At 70.3% G+C, this 16,810-nt stretch carries 16 protein-coding genes and 1 pseudogene; 13 read left to right on the top strand and 4 right to left on the bottom strand.

Translation table 11 applies throughout. The annotated features are described in order from the left end of the window. Nucleotides 1-296: 296 nt before the first annotated feature. Nucleotides 297-1,472 (bottom strand): saccharopine dehydrogenase family protein, encoded by a 1,176-nt coding sequence (locus BM424_RS20645; protein WP_093420597.1) that lies wholly within the window; start codon nt 1,470-1,472, stop codon nt 297-299. 171 nt (nt 1,473-1,643) lie between these two features. On the opposite strand from BM424_RS20645, the gene BM424_RS20640 reads away from it, so the two are divergent. Then, nucleotides 1,644-2,438 carry an IclR family transcriptional regulator gene (locus BM424_RS20640; protein WP_175548192.1) on the top strand — a complete coding sequence of 265 codons (795 nt, stop codon included), beginning with the start codon at nt 1,644-1,646 and terminating at the stop codon, nt 2,436-2,438. A 46-nt stretch (nt 2,439-2,484) separates the two neighbouring features. Here the strand turns inward: BM424_RS20640 and BM424_RS20635 are convergent, their stop codons facing one another. Further along, nucleotides 2,485-3,300 carry a class I SAM-dependent methyltransferase gene (locus tag BM424_RS20635; RefSeq protein WP_093420592.1) on the bottom strand — a complete coding sequence of 272 codons (816 nt, stop codon included), beginning with the start codon at nt 3,298-3,300 and terminating at the stop codon, nt 2,485-2,487. Nucleotides 3,301-3,568: 268 nt separating this feature from the next. Between BM424_RS20635 and BM424_RS20630 the strand changes: the two genes are divergently transcribed. From BM424_RS20630 to BM424_RS20575, 11 genes and pseudogenes are all read left to right on the top strand, one after another. After that, nucleotides 3,569-4,105, top strand: a complete 537-nt coding sequence (locus tag BM424_RS20630; RefSeq protein WP_093420590.1) for a manganese efflux pump MntP — start codon at nt 3,569-3,571, stop codon at nt 4,103-4,105. A 21-nt stretch (nt 4,106-4,126) separates the two neighbouring features. Next, nucleotides 4,127-4,771 carry an alpha-ketoglutarate-dependent dioxygenase AlkB family protein gene (locus BM424_RS20625; protein ID WP_093420587.1) on the top strand — a complete coding sequence of 215 codons (645 nt, stop codon included), beginning with the start codon at nt 4,127-4,129 and terminating at the stop codon, nt 4,769-4,771. Between the two features lie 123 nt (nt 4,772-4,894). Next, nucleotides 4,895-8,641 (top strand): glycoside hydrolase family 2 TIM barrel-domain containing protein, encoded by a 3,747-nt coding sequence (locus BM424_RS20620; protein ID WP_093420584.1) that lies wholly within the window; start codon nt 4,895-4,897, stop codon nt 8,639-8,641. A gap of 4 nt (nt 8,642-8,645) precedes the next feature. Continuing rightward, nucleotides 8,646-9,110, top strand: a complete 465-nt coding sequence (locus BM424_RS20615; protein WP_093420582.1) for a DUF3237 domain-containing protein — start codon at nt 8,646-8,648, stop codon at nt 9,108-9,110. Between the two features lie 17 nt (nt 9,111-9,127). After that, the gene (locus BM424_RS20610; protein ID WP_093420580.1) at nt 9,128-9,358 is read left to right on the top strand and encodes a hypothetical protein; all 231 of its coding nucleotides are present in this window, start codon (nt 9,128-9,130) and stop codon (nt 9,356-9,358) included. A 213-nt stretch (nt 9,359-9,571) separates the two neighbouring features. Next, nucleotides 9,572-9,928: a hypothetical protein gene (locus tag BM424_RS20605; protein WP_093420578.1), complete on the top strand. Its 357-nt coding sequence runs from the start codon at nt 9,572-9,574 to the stop codon at nt 9,926-9,928. 97 nt (nt 9,929-10,025) lie between these two features. Further along, on the top strand, nt 10,026-10,451 hold the full coding sequence (locus tag BM424_RS20600; RefSeq protein WP_093420575.1) for an OsmC family protein: 426 nt from the start codon (nt 10,026-10,028) through the stop codon (nt 10,449-10,451). A 135-nt stretch (nt 10,452-10,586) separates the two neighbouring features. Further along, a complete protein-coding gene (locus BM424_RS20595; protein WP_093420573.1) occupies nt 10,587-11,507 on the top strand; it encodes an esterase/lipase family protein in 921 nt (306 codons plus the stop codon). A gap of 139 nt (nt 11,508-11,646) precedes the next feature. Next, entirely contained in the window at nt 11,647-13,548 is a 1,902-nt protein-coding gene (locus tag BM424_RS20590) for an alkyl/aryl-sulfatase (protein WP_093420570.1), read from the top strand. A gap of 167 nt (nt 13,549-13,715) precedes the next feature. Further along, nucleotides 13,716-14,011, top strand: a pseudogene (locus BM424_RS20580) (transposase); the annotation flags it as partial. Nucleotides 14,012-14,132: 121 nt separating this feature from the next. After that, nucleotides 14,133-14,546 (top strand): VOC family protein, encoded by a 414-nt coding sequence (locus tag BM424_RS20575; protein WP_175548196.1) that lies wholly within the window; start codon nt 14,133-14,135, stop codon nt 14,544-14,546. A gap of 82 nt (nt 14,547-14,628) precedes the next feature. On the opposite strand, the gene BM424_RS20570 is transcribed toward BM424_RS20575, so the two are convergent. After that, nucleotides 14,629-14,841, bottom strand: coding sequence for a hypothetical protein (locus tag BM424_RS20570; protein WP_093420566.1), 213 nt, complete (start codon nt 14,839-14,841; stop codon nt 14,629-14,631). 6 nt (nt 14,842-14,847) lie between these two features. Between BM424_RS20570 and BM424_RS20565 the strand changes: the two genes are divergently transcribed. Beyond that, nucleotides 14,848-15,378, top strand: coding sequence for a GNAT family N-acetyltransferase (locus BM424_RS20565; protein ID WP_093420564.1), 531 nt, complete (start codon nt 14,848-14,850; stop codon nt 15,376-15,378). Nucleotides 15,379-15,515: 137 nt separating this feature from the next. On the opposite strand, the gene manD is transcribed toward BM424_RS20565, so the two are convergent. Then, nucleotides 15,516-16,742 (bottom strand): D-mannonate dehydratase ManD, encoded by a 1,227-nt coding sequence (gene manD, locus BM424_RS20560; RefSeq protein WP_093420561.1) that lies wholly within the window; start codon nt 16,740-16,742, stop codon nt 15,516-15,518. Between the last annotated feature and the right edge of the window lie 68 nt (nt 16,743-16,810).

Genomic DNA, 16,810 nt, shown 5'->3' with positions numbered 1-16,810 from the left:
AGTTTTCATGAAAACTTCCCTCCTCTGGAGAACGGGACGTTTTCATGAAAACTGCGATCTCCCTGCACTCGTCCGAGGTCAGAAGGTTCTCCTGGAGTCGTCACCTCTGGTGGGTGGGGGAAGTTTTCATGAAAACTTCCCCCACCCACCACGAACCGGACGTCCCTCGACCTCATGTCCCCGATTTCCGTTGAAATCCGGTTCCCGGGTTCCATTGAAATCGGGTCACCTCACCTCGGGGCACCTCACCTCGGGTCGGGTCATCTCGGGTCGGGTTACCTCGGGTCGGGGTCGGGTCACTTGGAGGTGATGACTTCGAAGGTGAGGCCTGCTTTGGTGAGGCGGGGGATGAGGTTGTCGCCCATGGCCGCGGCGGTGGTGACCTGGCCTGCGGTGGTCGGGTTGTCGTCGAAGGCCAGGCACAGGGCCGATTCGGCGAGCATCTTGGAGGTCTCGCCGTAGCCGGGGTCGCCGCCGCTGACGCGGGTGTGCACCGTGCGGCCACCGGCTTCGCCGAGGAAGTCGACGGTGAACCAGGAGCGGGCGCGGCGCTGCGGCGAGGGGCCTTCGCCCTGCGGGATGCGGGAGGCGATGAGCCGCCGCAGCGGCGGGACCTGCGCGGCTCCGAACAGCGCACCGAGCCCGGCACCGGCGACGGCGATCGTGGCCGGGTTCTTCACGCCCGCGAAGTGCGAGTAGGTGAAGTCGGGGCCGTAGTCGGCCCGCGCGGCGGCGGAGCGCTGCACCACGAACGGGTCGATGGTGGGCAGCGGCACCAGCCAGACGCCCAGGTCGGCGTCGCGGCGCGGCTTGTCGGAGCGGGCCCGCGCGCGACGCCCCTCCGGCCGCGGTTCGGCGCGCTTGCGCTCGACCATCGCCTGGCGCATCTGCTTGGCGCGCGCGAACTGCCCGAGCGCGGAGTGGAAGGTGCCGCCGGACAGGGTCGCGTTGCTGCGCACCACCCCGCGCAGGGTCACCGGCACGTCGTCGGGCAGCTGACCGACGGTGAACAGCGCGCCCAGGTCGTGCGGGATGGAGTCGAACCCGCAGGCGTGCACCAGCCGCGCCCCGGTCCGCTCGGCGGTGGCGTGGTGGGCCAGGTACATCCGGTCGACGAACTCGGGCTCGCCGGTGAGATCGACGTAGTCGGTGCCGGCGGCGGCGCAGGCGGCGACCAGCGGTTCCCCGTGTTCCAGGTAGGGCCCGACGGTCGTGATCACGACCCGCGCCGATTCGGCGACCTCGCGCAGCGAGTTCGCGTCGGAGGCGTCGGCCACCAGCAGTCCGGGTTCGACGGCGTCCGGGTGCGCGGCGGTGAGCCGGTCCCGCACCGCGCGCAGCTTGGCCTCGCTGCGCCCGGCCAGCGCCCACCTCGCGCCCTCCGGCAGGTTCCGGACCAGGTATTCCGCGGTCAGGCCACCGGTGAATCCGGTGGCGCCGAACAGGACGATGTCGTGGGCGCGGTCGGTCATGGGCTCCTCCGGGTCGAGCGACGATCAGACCTTCACCGCCTGATCTTGCCGGATGCTCCCGGCCGCTCCCCCGCCCGCCTCGGGCGACTCCCCCGCGTGACCGCGCCGTGACACCCCCACCGGACCAGCGTGGCGGCGCCCGTCCGGGGCGCGTGTGCGAGGATTCCCGGCGTGAGTGAGTCGTCGAACCCGAGCAGGACCGGAGCGCAAGCCGTTGAACGGGCACTGACCGTGCTGCGCGCCATCGAGGACAGCGAAGACCCCCTCGGCGTCACCGAGCTGGCTCGCCAGACCGGGCTCACCCTCAGCACCGCGCACCGCCTGGCCCGCACCCTCACCTACAGCGGCCTGCTCGCCCAGGACCCCATCACCGAGCGCTACCAGCTCGGCCCGACCCTGGTCGCCCTCGGCGAGAAGGCCGCGGCGCGACTCGGCTACGACCAGGCGCTGCCGATGCTGCGCGAGCTGGCCGCGGCCACCGGCGAGTCGATCAACCTGGGCATCCGGACCGGCAACGACGTCCACGTCGCGCTGCACGTGCCCTCGCCGCAGCCGCTGCGCTTCGACCAGCCGTCCGGGACGACGGTGCCGCTGCACGTCTCGGCGATGGGCAAGTGCCTGCTGGCGTTCGTCGGCGAGATCGAGGAGCAGGTCGACAGCCTCGGCGACCTCACCCGCGTCACCGACCGCACGATCACCCAGCGCACGAAGCTCAAGGACGAGCTGGAGCTGGTGCGCGAACGCGGCTGGGCGCTCAACGACGAGGAGCGCAACCCCGGCGTCCGCGCGATCGCCGTCCCGGTGCTGCGCGACGACACGGCCGTGGCCGCCATCGCCGTCCAGGGCCCCACGATCCGCCTCACCGAGGACCGCCTCGACGCCATCGCCGACCAGATCCGCGAGACCGCCCGCAGGGTCGCCCCGGGGCTCGGCCGCCGAGTCCTCGACAAGACCGAGGACGAGTAGGCGGTAGCGAGGCACTGGCACCGCCGAGCAAGGCGGCCTCTCAGTTCTACCCCGGCTTTCGGGTCCAGGCGTGTAAGCAGGGGCCCAGGAGCATGATGCCGTCGTGGGCGATGAGGTCGGCTTTCATGCGTTCGGCCAGGGTGTCGGGGCCGAACTCCTCGCGGGTGGTCACGCCCAGGCGTTCCATCAGCGGCAGCATTCCGCCGACGATGTCGGCCCAGGTGTAGTCGGGCAGCTCGCCCGCGCCGCGCACGACCCACTGCGCGCCCAGCCGGGGGTCGGGCAGGCCGCCGGCGCGGAACGCGGCGAACAGGTTGTAGCCGGCCTGCGCGTCGACGCCGACGAGTTCGAGGGTGCGCAGCGTCCAGCCCCGCACCTGCTGCCACAGCGGGGTCATCGGGTGGGCCCAGCGGTCGGTCAGGTCCATCTCCTGCACGGCCACCACGCCGCCCGGGCGCAGCCGGGCGTAGGCCTGGCGCAGTGAGGCCGCCGGGTCGGGCACGTAGAGGTAGATCAGGCGGCCGACGACCGCGTCGAACTCGCCGTCCACGCCGTCGAGTGTCTGAACGTCGGCGACCTGGTACTCCACGTTGGTCACCCCGCGCCGGGCCAGCTCCGCCCTCGCGCGTTCCACTGTGGACTCGTCGCGGTCGATGCCGAGCACCGAGCCCTGCGGGCCGACGCGTTCGGCGGCGAGCAGCGATACGTTGCCCGCGCCGCTGCCCAGGTCCAGCACGCGCGCGCCCGGCCGGAGGCCGATCTCGTCGAACAGCGCGGCGGTCAGCTCGTCGAGCTTGTCGCCCTGCGCGCGCAGCCGCGCGTCCTCGTTCTCGTCCTGCTCGAACAGGTACTCGCCGCCCATGCCTTCCTGCCTACCACCGGAAGCACCCCGGCGGCAGCGGATTCCCCGAACAGGCCGTTCCCGAGCGGGCGGAAATCGGAGTGAGCGGTAGCTTCCGACGCCGGAGCGGAGCCGAATCCCGCCTCAGCGGAAGATCCTTCCCGCAAGCCCGTGAGCTGCCTAGACTTCCCGGACACCGCAGGAATTGCCCACCGGTCATCGGCCCCCGACACTCCCCTGCACGCGCGAAGTTCGATGACTCGACGTCCCACTCCTGAATGGTTCCCGCATGTTTGAGATCATCGCTCTCGGTTTCTTCCTCAGCCTGGACAACTTCCGCTCGTCCATCGCGATCGGGACGATTCCGTTCACCTTCCGCCGCGCGGTGCAGATCGCCCTCGTGTTCGGCATCTGGGACACGGTGGCGCCGCTGATCGGCGGGGTGCTCGGGCGGTTCATCGGGGAAGCGACGGGCGAGGTCGCCGACTACCTGGGGCCGGTGCTGCTGGGCGTCTACGGGCTGTACCTGCTGATCGGGGCGATCCGCCATCCCGAACCCGACGAGATCGACCAGCCGTGGGTGACGCTGTTCGGGATCCCGCTGGCGCTGAGCGTGGACAACCTGCTCGCGGGCACCGGCCTGGGCATCCTCGGTTTCTCCCCGGTGCTGGCCGCGCTCCTCTTCGGCGCCATCACGGCGGTCATGTCGCTGGCGGGGATGTGCCTCGGGCGCTACGCCGCGCGGCTGATCCCCGTCCGGGCCGACCTGCTCAGCGGCATCTCGCTGGTCACCGCCGCGATCGTGCTCCCCTTCGTGACGTCCTGACCGGCGGTATCCTCGCCGGTGATGGAGCTGTTCCCGCGTCCGCGCACCGAGATCGCCCCGGGGGCGGTGCACGTCCCCGAGTGGCTGTCGCCGGAGTGGCAGCGGCGGCTGGTGGAGGCCTGCCGCGAGTGGGCGCGACCGCCGGCGGGGTTGCGCTCGGCGCGGTTGCCCAGCGGTGGCCGGATGTCGGTGCGCACGGTGTGCCTGGGCTGGCACTGGTACCCGTACCGCTACTCCCGGACGGTCGACGACGGCGACGGGTCACCGGTCAAGCCGCTGCCGGGCTGGCTGGCCGAGCTGGGTGCGCGGGCCGTCGCCGAAACCCTGCCGGACGAGCCGCCGTTCGACCCGGACGTCGCGCTGGTGAACTTCTACGACGCGCACGCGCGCATGGGGATGCACCAGGACCGCGACGAGCTCAGCCGCAGCCCCGTGGTGTCGCTGAGCCTGGGTGATGAGTGCGTGTTCCGCTTCGGCAACACCGAGAACCGCGCGCAGCCCTACACCGACGTCCCGCTGCGCTCGGGCGATCTGTTCGTCTTCGGCGGGCCGTCGCGGATGGCCTACCACGGTGTGCCGCGGACCCTGCCGGGAAGCGCCGATCCGGGTCTGGGGATGAGCGGCGGGCGGCTCAACATCACGCTGCGCGAGTCCGGCATGTCCTGACCTCCGGGGCCCGAAAAGCGCCGAATGCGGCGAGATGCCCCGAAGGAACCATTGACGGTCGACGACCGAGCCTGTGTTCTCTTGTTCGGTTCTGTTTGACCGTGGAGGTTCAACGTGCGTCGCGTGTGCGCTCTCGTGTCAACCCTGCTGGTCTTCCTCGGTGCGAGCGGTGCGGCCGCCGCCGAGCCACCCGGGCCCGGGATTCCCGGTGGTGACGTGCACGCCTACCTCGACGATCCGCAGCAGGTCGGCGAGGGGCAGGAGGCACCGCACGCGCTGCTGCGCCCCTACGACGACGTCGAGGCGGCGGCGCGCGGCGAGGAGCGCACGCCCTTCACTCAGTCCCTCGACGGCCAGTGGCGGATCGCGATGGCCGACCGCCCCGAGGACGTGCCGCCCGGCTTCTACGCCGAGGGCTACGACACCTCGGGCTGGCGCGCGGTGACGGTCCCGCACACCTGGCAGACCGACGGGCTCGACCACCCGATGTTCCGCAACATCGCCACCGAGGTCCAGCCCGACGACCCGCCGCGCGTGCCCCGGGACGTCAACCCGACCGCGGCCTACACCCGCGACTTCGACCTGCCCGCCGACTGGGAACCGCGCCGCACCACGGTGCGCTTCGACGGCGTCACCTCCGGGTTCTTCGTGTGGGTCAACGGCCGCTACATCGGCTACGACCAGGGCGGGTACACCCCGGCCGAGTTCGACATCTCCCGCGCCCTGCACCCGGGCACCAACCGCATCGCCGTGCAGGTGCACCGCTGGAGCGCCGGCTCCTACCTGGAGGACGTCGACCAGTGGCGGTACTCGGGCATCTTCCGCTCCGTCGAGCTCCAGTCCGCGCCCGCGACGCACGTGCGCGACGTGACGCTGCGGACCGACCTCGACGACACCTACACCGACGCGACCCTCTCGGCCGCCGTCGACCTCGGGCACCGCCCGGGCGGCACGACCGGCCCGCACCGCGTCACGGCCTCGCTGCGCGATCCCGGCGGCGCCGAAGTCGGGACGGTCAGCCGGGACGTCGAGGTGACCGGCCCGGACGCGCAGGTTCGGCTGGACATGCCGGTGCGCGACCCCGCCAAGTGGACCGACGAGACCCCGAACCTCTACACCGTGGTGCTCACCCTCACCGGTCCGGACGGCGCGGTCGGCCACATCACCAGCGAGACGGTCGGCTTCCGCGAGATCGAGATCCGCGACCGGCAACTGCTCGTCAACGGCCAGCGCACCCTGTTCAAGGGCGTCAACCGCGCCGAGACCGACCCCGACCACGGCAGGCACGTGCCCCGCGCGGCGCAGGAACGCGACGTCGACCTGATGAAGCAGCTCAACGTCAACGCCGTGCGCACCTCGCACTACCCGGCCGACCCGCACTTCTACGAGCTGGCCGATCGGCGCGGGCTGTGGATCGACGACGAGGTCGACATCGAGACCCACAACCACGAGGACTGCACCGACTGGTGCCAGGCCGATCAACCGGAATGGCGAAAGGCCTTCCTGGACCGGATGATCGGCATGGTCGAGCGGGACAAGAACCACCCGAGCATCTTCCTGTGGGACACCGGCAACGAGGCCGGGCTCGGCGCCCACCACTACGAGATGGCCGACTGGGTCAAGCGCAACGACCCGACGCGGCTGGTCTACCACCAGTCCAACGACCCCGACGGCGACGCGCCCTTCGCCGACGTGTGGGGTCCGCGGTACCCGTCGCCGGAGAAGTTCGCCGAGCAGGCGCAGACCACCACCAAACCGCTCATCTTCGGCGAGTACGCGCACGCGATGGGCAACAGCCTCGGCAACTTCGACGAGTTCTGGGACATCATCCGCGCCCACCCGCAGACCCAGGGCGGGTTCATCTGGGACTGGGCCGAGCAGAACATCCGCCAACCCACGCGCACCACACCGGATTCCTCCGGCAACGACATCTCCGCGCACCTGACCGGCAAGCCCGAGCTCGTCGACGGACATCGCGGCAAGGCGCTGAACCTGTCGGGCCTGGACGACTTCGTGGAGGTCTACCGCGATCGCAAGCTGGACATCACCGGCACGGCGCTGACGCTGGACGCCTGGGTCAAACCCGGTGACTGGACCGGGGATTTCCGCATCCTCGGCAAGGGCGACCACCAGTACGCGCTGAAGATGGCCTCGGAGAACACGCTCGAGTTCCACATCCACAGCGGCACGTGGCGCACGGTGCGGGCCGAGGTGCCCGCGGACTTCTACGGCGCCTGGCACCGGGTCAGCGGCACCTACGACGGCACCGCGCTGCGCCTGTTCATCGACGGGAAGGAGGTCGGCAGCACGCCGTTCACCGGCGCCATCGACCGCTCCTCGGCCGAGGTCAACATCGGCCGGGACTTCGAAACCTCCTGGAACGACCCGTCGGACGTCGGCTGGATGGGCCGCGGCGCCATCGACGACGCCCGCATCTACGACCGCGCCCTGTCCCCCGATGAGCTCGCCGCACCCGAACCGGCAGGCGGGGCGCTGCTGGCGCTGGACTTCGACCGCGTCGACGACGAGGGCACCCACCTGTCCTACGGCTCCAGCCTGTCCGGCATCGACGGCCTGGTCGGCGCCGACCGCCGGCCTCAGCCGGAGACCGCGGAGCTGGCGTGGGCGCATCAGCCGCTGCGCTTCGCCTTCGACGACGGGACGTTGTCGGTGACCAACGAGCGGCAGTTCACCGGCACCGACGACCTCGACCTGCGCTGGAAGGTCGTCGAGGGCTCCCGGGTCGTGGCCGAGCAGCGGCAGCCGCTGCGCGTGGACCCCGACTCGACGTGGACGAAACCCGTTGCGGTACCGCCGAATCCGGACGACCGCGAGCGGTTCCTCACCGTCGAGGCCGTCACCACCGGCGCCCGGCCCGGGCTCCCCGCCGGGCACGTGCTCGCCCACGACCAGTTCCCGCTCGGCGGCGGCACCGTTCCGGGACTCGCACCGCACCCGGCCGACGGGCCGCCGGTGCAGGTCCGCGAGGACGGCTCGACCGTGACCGCCTCGGCGGCGGGCGTGACCTACCGGTTCGACGAGGGCGCGCTGTCGTCGATCCTGTCCGGCGAGCAGGAGCTGATCACCGGCGGCCCGAAGCTCGACGCGTGGCGCGCCCCGATCAGCAACGAGACCTTCGCCTGGGGCGATGCGGAAGGCGAGGCCTGGCGCGACGCCGGGCTCGACCGCCTCGTCACGACCACCACCGGACAGCGCGTCGAGGCCGCTCCCGACGGCGCGGCCCGGATCGTCGTCGACAGCCGCGTCGCCGCGCCCGACGTGGCCGGCTCCTGGTTCGACCAGACCCTGACCTACACGATCGGCCGGGACGGCACCCTGCGACTCGGCCACCGGGTCACGCCGCAAGGCGGGATGCGGGAGCTGCCCTACCTGCCGCGCATCGGGGTCTCGCTGGCGATCCCGGACCGCTTCGAGCGCTTCAGCTGGTACGGGCGGGAGGCCGAGAGCTACAACGACCGCAAGAACGGCAGCCCCATCGGGGTCCACTCCTCCACCGTGGACGAGCAGTACGTCGAGTACCACCGGCCGCAGGACCACGGCAACCACACCGACGCCCGCTGGGCGCTGCTCACCGACGGCGACACCGGCGGCCTGCTGGTCGCGGGCGCGCCGAACGTCGGCGTGAGCTCCTACGACGACCTCGACCGCGCCGCCTACCCGTTCCAGCTGCACCGCAACGACGGCTGGACCACCCTGCACGCCGACCACGCCGTCACCGGCGTCGGCGGCACCCCCAACCCGGTTCGCGAGCGCTACCAGGTGCGGCCCGACATCGGCTACGACAACACCCTCACGATCCGCCCGCTGACCCCCGGAGAAGCGCGGGCGGGGATGCCGGAGGGAAGCTGAGGCCATGGGACTCCCGGAACCGACGCTGACCAAGATCGCCCACGTCCACGTGCTCCTGGACCCGGTCCAGACCCTCGGGCAGACCCCGCACGGCCTGCGCCGCATCATCCCGATCACCGGCGGCAGCATCACCGGGGAGCGGCTCAGCGGCGAGATCCTGCCCGGCGGCGCGGACTGGCAGCTCGTGCACGACGACGGCGCCGCCACCATCGACACCCGCTACACCGCGCGCACCCACGACGGCGCCCTGATCTACCTCGCCACTTCCGGCGTCCGCCACGGCCCGCCGGAGGTGCTGGAGCGCCTGGCCGCCGGGGACGAGGTGGACCCGCGCGAGTACTACTTCCGCGTCACCGTCCGGCTGGAGACCGGCGACCCCCGCTACTACTGGATCAACCGCGCCGTCTTCGTCGCCTACGCGGCCCGCCACCCCGACGCCGTCGCCTACGACCTCTACACGCTCGACTGATCCCCCGAACCCGAAAGGTGCGGCGATACACCCTCGGAGCCCTCGATCCGGGCGCCGCGCCGCAGTGGGACGGCGGTGTGCCCGAACCGGTCGACTGCGCGCAGGCGGACTGCGTTCCCGTCACCGGCGAACTCGGCCCGCCGATCCTGGACCGGGTCGACGAAAGCTGCTTCATCTGGGACAGCCGAGACCGCCTAGTCGCCCACTCCACCCAACTCGCGGGCATCCGCCTCGACCTTCCCGGCTGACCCCGCACACCTCCCGGCGCCTTCCCCGATCAGCAGCATACCCATTGATTTCACTCTTCACTGAACCCATTGCTCATCCAGAACGTGTCCACTCGCGTCGAAAACCCCGGTTTTCGTCGTGTGAAAACCGGGGTTTTCGACACCTGGGGATGTTTCGGGCGGGATCAGGTGAATCCGAGTTGAGGTGCGGGTGGAGGTTCTAGCCTCGCGGGCATGAGCGAAACGTTGTCATCGGCTTCGCACGATGCGGCGGACGGGCGGAAGTCCGGGAACGGCTTCGGCATCGCCGCACTGGTCGTGGGGATCGTGGCCTGCGTCGCGGCGCTCTTCCCGCTGACGAGCCTCTTCCCCGTGCCCGAGATCCTGCTGTTCTCCGGTCCCGTCGCGTGGCTGACGATGTTGTTCGGCGGGATCATCGGCATCGGTCTGGGAGCGGTCGGCGTGCTGCGGGCGCACGTGGGCAAGGCCTCCAACCCCACGACCGCGAAGGTGGGGATCACTCTGTCCCTCATCGCCCTCATCATCTGCGTCGGCTGGGTCCTGCTGAACGCGACCAGCCTCCCGCGCTGAGGGGACGGTGTGCGAGAGGCCGGGCTCGGGCGGATCCTGGAGCAGGGCCGGTGAGAGGCACCGGGCCGGGATTCGTCGTTGAGCAGGGAGGACTGGGATGAGCACGACGCGCAGTGCGCACACCGTGTGGAAGGGCACTCTCATGGAGGGTTCCGGGACCGTGTCCCTGGACTCCTCCCAGGTCGGGCAGTACGCGGTGTCCTGGCCGTCGCGCGCGGAGGACCCGAACGGCAAGACCTCGCCCGAGGAGCTCATCGCCGCCGCCCACTCGAGCTGCTACTCGATGGCGCTGTCCAACGGCCTGTCCCAGGCCGGCACGCCGCCCACCGAGCTCAACACGAAGGCCGAGGTCACCTTCAAACCGGGCCAGGGCATCACCGGAATCCACCTCACCGTCGAGGCCCAGGTCCCCGGCATCGACGAGGACGGCTTCCGGGCCGCGGCCGAGGACGCCAAGGCCAACTGCCCGGTCAGCCAGGCGCTGACCGGCACGACGATCTCGCTGACCGCCTCGCTCGCCTGACCCCGCAGCGCTGAGCACCGTGCACGAGTGGGCCGGAAATCTGGGCGAAGTGCACATGGCCGGAATCGGTGCGCCCTACCATCCTGATCAATTCCTCGACGTGATCCGTCGCCGAAGAGAGAAGGACTGGGGAACATGAAACGCATCGCTCGCACGGCCGTCGTCACCGTCGTCGCCGGGATCATCGGCGCGACGCTGACCGGCACCTCCACCGCGCAACCCGTTGCGACGGACCAGAATCCGGTCTACTTCGTGCACGGCTGGGGCGGCCCGAAGGACTGCGACGAGACCTGGGGCAACGCCGTCGACCACTTCGTCGACGAGCAGGGGATGCAGCCGAGCAAGCTCTACCTGCTGCGCTACTACGACGGCGACTACGAGTCGAAGAACTGCCGCGACGGCGTCCACTACCCCGACATCAGCGACGACGGCAACAACGACGGGACCCGCAACACCCGCATCAAGCACGTCGCCGCCGCCTTCGCCCACCAGCTCGCGAGCCACGACGGCGAGAAGATCGACATCGTCGCGCACTCGATGGGCGGCCTGGTCACCCGGGTCGCGCTGCTGGGCACCGCGCAGGGCTGGGACGGGTTCCCGAAGAACTCCGACGGCAGCCCCGCGGACCTCCACGTCGACGACGTGATCACCCTCGGCACCCCGCACCAGGGCGTGATCCCCAAGGAGGGCCGCGACGACACGCAGTGGAAGTCGATGCTGCCGGACTCGGAGTTCATGCGCGTGCTGCACCTGCCGGAGAACCGCCTCAGCCAACCGTGGGCCCGCAGCGTCGACTGGAGTTTCGCCGGTTCGAACGAGGACCAGACCGTCAAGGGCGAATCCGCCATCGACATCGACTACCGCGCCAACCACAAGTACCTCTACCTCGGCGGCAACCAGCTCGAGGTCACCCACGGCACGATCCGCACCGAGGTCCGCGGCGACCACCACTTCAACCTCCGCCACGTCCACAACGGCGGAACCCCCACCGACACCACCGAAGGCCGCTCCCCGGTGGCCCTCGCCTGGCGAGCCATCACCGACAAAGACCGCTGACCCCCGTCCCGTCGTCTCACCACCCGGTGAGACGACGGGCGGGTTCGGTTCTGCGGGCGGTGGTCGCGGTGGCGGGGGTTGTCGGGGGCGGTGACGATGGCGGGCGCAGCGCTCGTGCCGGTCCCGAACAGGAGGCGTGATGTCCGACAACCCCGGACCGCAACCCGCACGACCGGGTGTCGCCACCGCCAACCGGGTGGTGCGGGACCGCCTCCCGTTCGACGACGTCCAGGACTTCGACGACGTCCGGCGGGGTTTCCTCGGCACGATCGACGATCCGGTCATCCGCAACGCCGACGGCGATGCCGTGTGGGACGTGGAGGGCTACGGGTTCCTGTCCCAGGACTGCCCGGACACGGCCAACCCGAGCCTGTGGCGGCAGAGCCGGCTGGCCGCCGAGCACGGCCTGTTCGAGGTCGTCGACGGCATCTACCAGGTCCGCGGTTTCGACCTGTCGAACATGACCCTCGTGGAGGGCACGCGCGGTGTCCTGGTGATCGACCCGCTGCTGTCGGCCGAGACCGCCGCGGCGGCGCTCGCGCTCTACCGCCGTCACCGGGGCGATCGCCAGGTGACCGGCGTGCTCTACACCCACAGCCACGTAGACCACTTCGGCGGCGTGCGCGGCGTGGTCACCGACGACGACCTGGCCGGGGAGCTGCCGGTGATCGCCCCGGAGGGCTTCCTGGCGCACGCGGTCAGCGAGAACATCTACGCCGGAACCGCGATGGCCCGCCGCTCCGCCTACATGTACGGCGCGGCCCTGGCCAAGGGACCGCGGGGGCAGATCGGTGCCGGGCTCGGCCCGACCACCTCGACCGGAGCGATCGGCCTGGTCCCGCCGACGCTGGACATCACCCGGACCGGGCAGGCCGAGACGATCGACGGGATCCGCATGGTCTTCCAGCTCACCCCGGGCACCGAGGCGCCCGCCGAGCTCAACGTGCACTTCCCGGACCACGCGGCGCTGTGCACGGCCGAGAACGCCACCCACAACCTCCACAACCTGGTGACGCTGCGCGGCGCCGAGGTACGGGACCCGCACGCGTGGGCCGAGCACCTCACCGAGACCGTCGACCTGTTCGCCGAGGGGACCGACGTCGCGTTCGCCTCGCACCACTGGCCGACCTGGGGCCACGACCGGGTGGTCGCGTTCCTGTCCGAGCAGCGCGACCTCTACGCCTACCTGCACGACCAGACGCTGCGGATGCTCAACCGGGGGCTGACGCCGCTGGAGATCGCCGAGCGGATCGAGCTGCCGCCGAAGCTGGAACGCGCCTGGCACGCCCGCGGCTACTACGGCTCGGTCAGCCACAACACCAAGGCCGTGTACCAGAAGTACCTCGGGTGGTTCGACGGCAACCCGGCCCACCTCTGGGAGCACCCGCCTGCCGAGGCCGCCGAGCGCTACGTGGAGTTCATGGGCGGCGCCGACGAGGTCGTCCGACGCGCCCGCGAGTACTTCGAGGCGGGCGATTTCCGGTGGGTCGCGCAGGTCCTCAACCACGTGCTGTTCGCCGAACCCGGTCACGCGGCGGCTCGCACGTTGCAGGCCGAGGCGCTGGAGCAGCTCGGCTACGGCTGCGAGAACGGGCCCTGGCGCAACTTCTACCTGATGGGCGCTCACGAACTCCGGCACGGCCCGGTCGGCACCCCGACCACCCCCACGTCGCCGGACGTGCTGGGAGCCCTGACGCTGGACCAGCTCTTCGACGCCGTCGCGATCCGCCTCGACGGGCCGCGCTGCTGGAACGCCGAGATCACCGTGCGCTGGAACCTCACCGGGAGCCGTCCGCACACCCAGCGCCTGCGCAACGGAGTCCTGGTCCACGTCGTCGGCGACGGACCGGCGGCGGGCACGCCCGACGTGACGGTCACCCTCGACGAGGCGGACCTGCGCCGCGTCCTGCTCGGCCTCACCACGCCCGCCGACCTCGCCGAACGCGGCGCCGCCGAGATCACCGGCGACGCGGGTCGCCTCGGCGAGCTGTTCGGCTACCTCGCCGAACCGGACCCGGACTTCGCCATCGTCGAACCCTGATCTCCCGCGCTCCGGCCGGTGGCTTCGCGGTTCCACTGCTCGATCTGCCTGCCGATCTCGCGGGTGACCGTCGGCTTGTCGCGGACCAGCTCGTCGAGCATGTCGCACGGGATGGCCAGCAGCGTCAGCTCGGTCGTCGCGGTGATCGTGACGACCGCGGCGGTCGCTCCGCGCACCTGGCCGCTTACGCCGGCATCGCCCCGGTCACCCACCGCTCCGGCACCAGCATCCGCGGCGAACACCCCGCCCGCACCGGCAACCGCAAACTCAAACGCGCGTTCTTCCTCTCCGCCTTCGCCGCGCTCTCCGACGCCACCAGCAGGGCCTACTATCAGCGAAAACACGACGAAGGAGAGAAGCACAACGCCGCCCTGATCTGCCTCGCACGCCGCCGCTGCGACGTACTGTTCGCCATGCTCCGCGACAAAGCCCTCTGCAGAACCCACAGCCTCAACCCGCTTGACAAGATCCATGGAGACACCCGGGTCGACCTGCGCGCCCCTTGCAATCCTCGGCTTCCGCCCGATCGAGGACACCATCCTGGTGCGCAACACTCGACACATCAGCTCACACAAGGAGCGCCGATGGCCACCCTTGGCAGCCTGTTCGCCATCACCTTGGACTGCCCCGACCCGCTACGACTGGCTCGCTTCTACCAGAAGATCACCGGCTGGAAGCTGTTCGCTAGTAACGAGAACTTCGTCGTCTTGGCCGGTGATGACAACATCCGGCTTGACTTCCAGCGGACTACCAATCACAAGGCGCCCCCATGGCCCGACCCTGCCGCCCCACTACGGGTTCATCTCGACTTCCGCGTCGATGACCTCGAGCAGGCTGAGGTGTATCTAGTGGACCTGGGTGCGGTCCGTCCAGAGTTCCAACCCGGAGGGCACCGGTTCCGGGTGTTGCTCGACCCCGCTGGCCATCCCTTCTGCCTTGCCACGAAGGAAGCCGCCACGACGCCACAAACCTCACCCAAATGCACCGCAACGGCTTGACACCGACATAGGGACACCCCCACCGCAGGAATTCTCACCCAAATCCAGGATTTCACCCTCAAGCCGCCCACAACCCGACCCCTCACGACACCACGACCTCGCCGTCCACGACCTCCGCGCGTTCCCTCAGCGCAGCGGCGACGTTGTCGAGGTAGGAAGCCAACCGCTCGCGGTCTTCGGCGTCGTAGTGCCCCGCTTCCAAGTCGTCGACGGCGAGCTCGAACGATATGATCACGCCGCGAACCATCGAGCCCACGCGGCGCAGCTCGGCGGTCACCCGGCGCGGCAGGTTCACGCGATCATGAACGAATGCCGCCGATCACCCATCGGACCGGACGAGCTCGGCGAGTTGTACCGCGAGGTGTTCGCGGAGCCGCCCTACGAGCACGGCGAGGAGCACGTTCGGCTGTTCACGGATCGCTTCGAGAAGCAGTCCCAACGCCCCAGAGCCGGACTGGTCATCGCTCGCGATTCCGCCGGGGAGATGGCCGGTTTCGCCTTCGGGCTCCCGATGCCGCCTTCGGCGCCGTGGTGGACGGAGCTCACCACCGACGTCGACACCTCCGTCACCGACGAACCACCGGGACGCACCTTCGTGCTGATCGAGCTGCTCGTCCGCCGCCCGTGGCGAGGCCACGGTCTCGCCGCCCGACTGCACGATCTCCTCCTGGAGGATCGAACCGAGCAACGGGCGACGCTGACGGTCCGCCCCGACGCAGAACCGGCCCAACACGCCTACACCACATGGGGCTGGCGAAAAGTCACGCAGAAGCGCAACCCCCTCCCCGGCTCCCCGATCTACGACGTCCTGCTCAAAGACCTGCGCAGCTAGCGACCGTCGCATCGAGCACGTCGAGCTGATCCGTGGCGCGTGAGCGTCACCAGGGGACAGTTTTTCCTTGAATTGTCCGGGCAAAACGGACTTTGATCATGGGTGATTCAAGGAAAAACTGTCCCTTCCGCAGCGGCTCACCAGTCGTGGAGGGTGCCGTCGAGGAGGCGGTTCACGGGGAGGTAGGCCGGGGTGTAGGGGTGTTGGGCGGCGAGGGTTTCGTCGAGTTCGGCGCCGAGGCCCGGGGTGTCGCCGGGGTGCAGGAAGCCGCGGTCGAAGGTGTAGGAGGTGCGGAAGGTCTCCAGGGTGAGGTCGCTGTGCGGCATGTACTCCTGGATGCCGAAGTTGTGGATCGCCAGGTCGATGTGCAGGGCGGCGGCCATGCCGATCGGCGAGACGTCGGTGGGGCCGTGCAGGCCGGAGCGGATGCCGTAGATGCCGGCGAAGTCGAGGAGCTTCTTCATGCCCGTCACGCCGCCGGTGTGGGTCGGTGCCGAGCGGACGTAGTCGATGAGGCGCTCGGTGATCAGCGTCTGGTAGTCGTACACCGAGTTGAAGACCTCGCCGGTGGCCAGCGGTGTGGTGCTGTGCTGGCGGATCAGCCGGAACGCGTCCTGGTCCTCGCCCGGGGTCGCGTCCTCCAGCCACAGGAGGTCGTGCGGCTCCAGGGATTTCGCCAAGCGGGCGGCTTCGATCGGCGACATGCGGTGGTGGCCGTCGTGCAGCAGCCGCAGCTCGGGGCCGAACTCCTCGCGGACCTTCTCGAAGATCGTGGGGACGTGCCGGAGGTAGGCCGGGGTGTCCCACTCCTCCTCGTCGGGGCGGGCGGAGCGGTGCGCGGGCTCGTAGTCGTACTTCTCCCCCGGCTTCGCCGTCGCCGACACCCCGTAGACGGAGTCGAGCCCGGGCACGCCGGTCTGGATGCGGACCGCGGTGTAGCCCTCCTCGACGTAGCCGCGGATCGCCTGCGACAGGGCCGCGTAGTCGTTGCCGGAGGCGTGGGCGTAGACGCGCAGCTTCTCCCGGCTGGCGCCGCCGAGCAGCTGGTAGAGCGGCACGCCCGCCTTCTTGGCCTTGATGTCCCACAGCGCCATGTCGACCGCGGCGATCGCGGCCATCGTCACCGGGCCGCGGCGCCAGTAGGCGCCCCGGTACAGGTACTGCCAGGTGTCCTCGATGCGGTCCTCGTCCCGGCCGATCAGGGTGTCGACGAGGTGGTCGCGGAGGTAGGCCGCGGCGGCGAGCTCGCGCCCGTTGAGCGTGGCGTCTCCCCAGCCGACGACGCCGTCGGAGGTGACGAGCTTGAGGGTGACGAAGTTGCGTCCGGGGCTGGTGACGATGACGTCGGCGGTGGAGATGCTCACGGTGCGGGCTTTCCGTTCTCGGGCCGCGGTGTCGCGGCGTGGGTGGTGGGATCCCGGCGGCGCCTCTG

The sequence above is a fragment of the Saccharopolyspora flava genome (assembly GCF_900116135.1).
Taxonomy (GTDB): Bacteria; Actinomycetota; Actinomycetes; order Mycobacteriales; family Pseudonocardiaceae; genus Saccharopolyspora; species Saccharopolyspora flava.
The sequence above is the reverse complement of the archived record's forward strand: the minus strand, read 5'-3'. Positions and strand labels throughout refer to the sequence as shown.